Genomic DNA, 3,154 nt, shown 5'->3' with positions numbered 1-3,154 from the left:
TGTTTTAGGATAAACCGTTCTCAATTTAAAACAAGTATTTTTCATAAATCCATAGAAAGAATGGTGAATGCAAAACCGATTTATCAAAAAAACATAAAACAGATATTAAGTGTATAACTCAATAATTAAAAATTGAATCATTATGAAGCCAATACTATTTATACTTAGTGCAATTGTAGGTTCTGTTTTGTTTTCTTGTAAAGAGAATGATAAGACAGTAAAAGAAGAAAAAAAAGTAATTAAAATTGAACGCAAGAAACCGAAAGATGTCTCCTATCATTTTGAAAACACTAAAGAATGGTTAAAAACAAAGACTAATGATAGTACACAATTGTATATTGTGTATGCTATTAACAGAACAGATCCCCAAAATCTTAAAAATTTAGATTCTATTGTTGTACCTAATGACAGCTCGGGCGATTTAGCTTATTATTTGCCTTTTCCGCTTGAAATTCCTTATTTGAAAGAAATTGATAAGATCATTTACTTCTCCTATCCAACACAAACATTTGGAGCTTATGAACATGGCGAATTGGTTTATACAGGACCAACAAATATGGGAAGAAAAAAGGATCCAACACCAACAGGATTGTTTTATACCAATTGGAAGGCCGAGAAAACCACCAGTACTTTTAATGATGAGTGGGATTTAAAATGGAATTTTAATGTTGAAAATAAACTGGGTGTGGGATGGCATCAATATGAATTACCTGGTTATCCAGCTTCTCATTCTTGTATGAGACTTCAAGAAAAAGATGCCAAATATCTGTATGATTGGGCAGATGAATGGGAACTCAAGGATGATGAAAACGTAAAAGTGAAAGGAACTCCTGTAATTGTTTTTGGAGCTTATCCATTTGGGCAACCAAAACCTTGGTATCAATTAGTTTCCAGTCCAAATAGTTTGAATATTGCTGAAAGTGAAATTGAAAAATGGACTCAACCACATATTAGTGTGATTTTAAAAGAGCAAAAAAAGAGACAAGCTTTCCAAAAGAAAATCTAATATACTCTTTTACTATAAGTCTATATAAGTTTTAAACCATTAAGAGATTAAGAAAATTAAGCTCTTAATGGTTTTGTTTTTTAATGAATTATTGTACTGCTTCCACTAATCGAATAAACTCCGTGCGGTAACCTTCTCTGTCATTGCTAAGTCCTTGTTGAGCCAGTTTTAAAATTGATTTTGATTCTTTGTTGGTTACGAGTTTGGAATCTCTTAGTTTTAATCCAAACCAGGCTACTGCTGAACTGAATTTAAAATCACTTGAAGTTGTCGCTAATTGGCTAGAATGGTTGGCAATGGTTTGAATCATTTCGATACTTTTTTCTCCATCAGGTTTTTTGTAGCGAAATTTTATCGTTGCCAATTCATTGCTGTAATTTCCTGTATTAGCCGTTTTTGTGTATTTTAAATCGGAAATGCTGTAATCACTGTCTATGCCTGTTGGGATAATTTCATATAAGGCGGTAACGGTGTGTCCGCTGCCTAATTCGCCGGCATCAATAGCGTCGTTTTTAAAATCTTCAGGACGTAATTTTCGGTTTTCATAGCCAATCAAACGGTAAGCTTGGACGTGTTTAGGATTGAATTCAATTTGGATTTTTACATCTTTGGCAATAGCAAACATGGAACCTTTGAATTCTTTTCCCAAAAAGCGATTGGCTTCCTGAATGTTGTCAATGTATGCATAGTTTCCGTTTCCTTTATTGGCTAAGATTTCCATTTTACTGTCTTTGTAATTTCCCATTCCGTAACCCAAGCAAGTCAAAAACACCCCTGATTTTCGTTTTTCCTCAATCAAAGTTTCCATGTCTTTATTTGACGAAGTACCTACATTAAAATCGCCATCAGTTGCAAGAATGACTCTGTTATTTCCCCCTTTGATAAAGTTGGCAATAGCAGTTTTGTATGCCAATTGAATTCCGGCACCTCCTGCGGTACTACCTCCTGCATTCAGATTGTCTAAAGCATCAATAATCGTTTGTTTTTGATCTCCAGATGTTGGAGGCAATACCATTCCCGCAGCTCCTGCATAAACCACAATGGCTACTTTGTCTTCTTTTCTTAATTCGTTTACTAAAATTTTCATCGATTGTTTGAGTAATGGGAGTTTGTTAGGATCGCTCATTGAACCCGATACATCAATTAGAAAAACCAAATTGGAAGCCGGTAAATTTTCGGTTGGAATGTTTTTGCCCTGCAATCCTATTTTTAATAATTGGTGTTTGCTGTTCCAAGGGCAATCGCTGTATTCCGTATTGATGGAAAACGGATGATTTTCTTTGGGTTGCGGATAACTGTATTTGAAAAAGTTCATCATCTCTTCTATTCGAACGGCATCTTTTGGAACTGCTTGTCCATTATTAATTAGACGACGAATGTTAGTATACGAAGCATTGTCCACATCAATAGAAAAGGTAGATAATGGTGCGTTTTTAGGAGTTTCAAACTGGTTTTCTACAAAGCTTTCATAGTCTTCCTGATTGGGCGTGTTTGGCAATGGCGGATTGATGTTAACAGTATCCCTGTATCCATATATTTTTGTTGGAGAAGTATTTTGAACTTGTTTTGGAGATACGGATAGCGTAGTCATTTTGGTTTGATTGTACTGTGGAGCGTTATTTGAATTTTTTTGTTCAGAAATAACGGCATCAGCAGAGTGACGCTTTTCTTTACGAGTATTTCCATATCCCACAACGACAATCTCTTGTAGCGATGAAACATTATTTTTCAAGCTAATGTTGATTACTTTTGAATTTCCAATTTTTACCATTTGGGTATTGCAACCAATAAAGCTAAAAACTAAAATTTTTCCTTTTTGGGCTTGAATGGAATAATGCCCGTTGATGTCGGTGACTGTTGATTTTTGAGTTCCTTGAATGCTTACGGATACACCCGGAAGGGGTAATTTTGTTTCATCGGTTACAGTTCCGGTAATTGTGATTTCTTGCCCAAAAGATAGGACAGAAAAAAGCATAGCAAGGGCTAATGAAATAAGTTTTAGACTTTTCATGACAATAAATTTTAATTGAGTTATACACTTAATATCTGTTTTATGTTTTTTTGATAAATCGGTTTTGCATTCACCATTCTTTCTATGGATTTATGAAAAATACTTGTTTTAAATTGAGAACGGTTTATCCTAAAACA

At 34.3% G+C, this 3,154-nt stretch carries 2 protein-coding genes and 2 pseudogenes; 2 read left to right on the top strand and 2 right to left on the bottom strand.

Going from position 1 to position 3,154, the window contains the following annotated elements; all coding sequences use genetic code 11:
- Together GTZ96_RS18050 and GTZ96_RS18045 are read left to right on the top strand one after the other, a co-directional pair.
- A pseudogene (locus tag GTZ96_RS18050) lies at positions 1-117 on the top strand (IS1595 family transposase); the annotation flags it as partial.
- A gap of 25 nt (positions 118-142) precedes the next feature.
- Positions 143-1,006 (top strand): L,D-transpeptidase, encoded by an 864-nt coding sequence (locus GTZ96_RS18045; protein ID WP_161645283.1) that lies wholly within the window; start codon positions 143-145, stop codon positions 1,004-1,006.
- Between the two features lie 88 nt (positions 1,007-1,094).
- Here GTZ96_RS18045 and GTZ96_RS18040 read toward each other — a convergent pair whose 3' ends face one another.
- Together GTZ96_RS18040 and GTZ96_RS18035 are read right to left on the bottom strand one after the other, a co-directional pair.
- A complete protein-coding gene (locus GTZ96_RS18040) occupies positions 1,095-3,017 on the bottom strand; it encodes a vWA domain-containing protein (protein WP_161645282.1) in 1,923 nt (640 codons plus the stop codon).
- Positions 3,018-3,037: 20 nt separating this feature from the next.
- Positions 3,038-3,154, bottom strand: a pseudogene (locus GTZ96_RS18035) (IS1595 family transposase); the annotation flags it as partial.

Origin of the sequence: Flavobacterium undicola (assembly GCF_009909155.2) — a bacterium.
Lineage (GTDB): Bacteria > Bacteroidota > Bacteroidia > Flavobacteriales > Flavobacteriaceae > Flavobacterium > Flavobacterium undicola.
This window is presented reverse-complemented; position numbering and strand designations above follow the sequence as displayed.

Coding starts and splice junctions, on each gene's coding strand:
- GTZ96_RS18040 (WP_161645282.1), bottom strand. CDS start 3,017: ATGAAAAGTCTAAAACTTATTTCATTAGCCCTTGCTATGCTTTTTTCT.
- GTZ96_RS18045 (WP_161645283.1), top strand. CDS start 143: ATGAAGCCAATACTATTTATACTTAGTGCAATTGTAGGTTCTGTTTTG.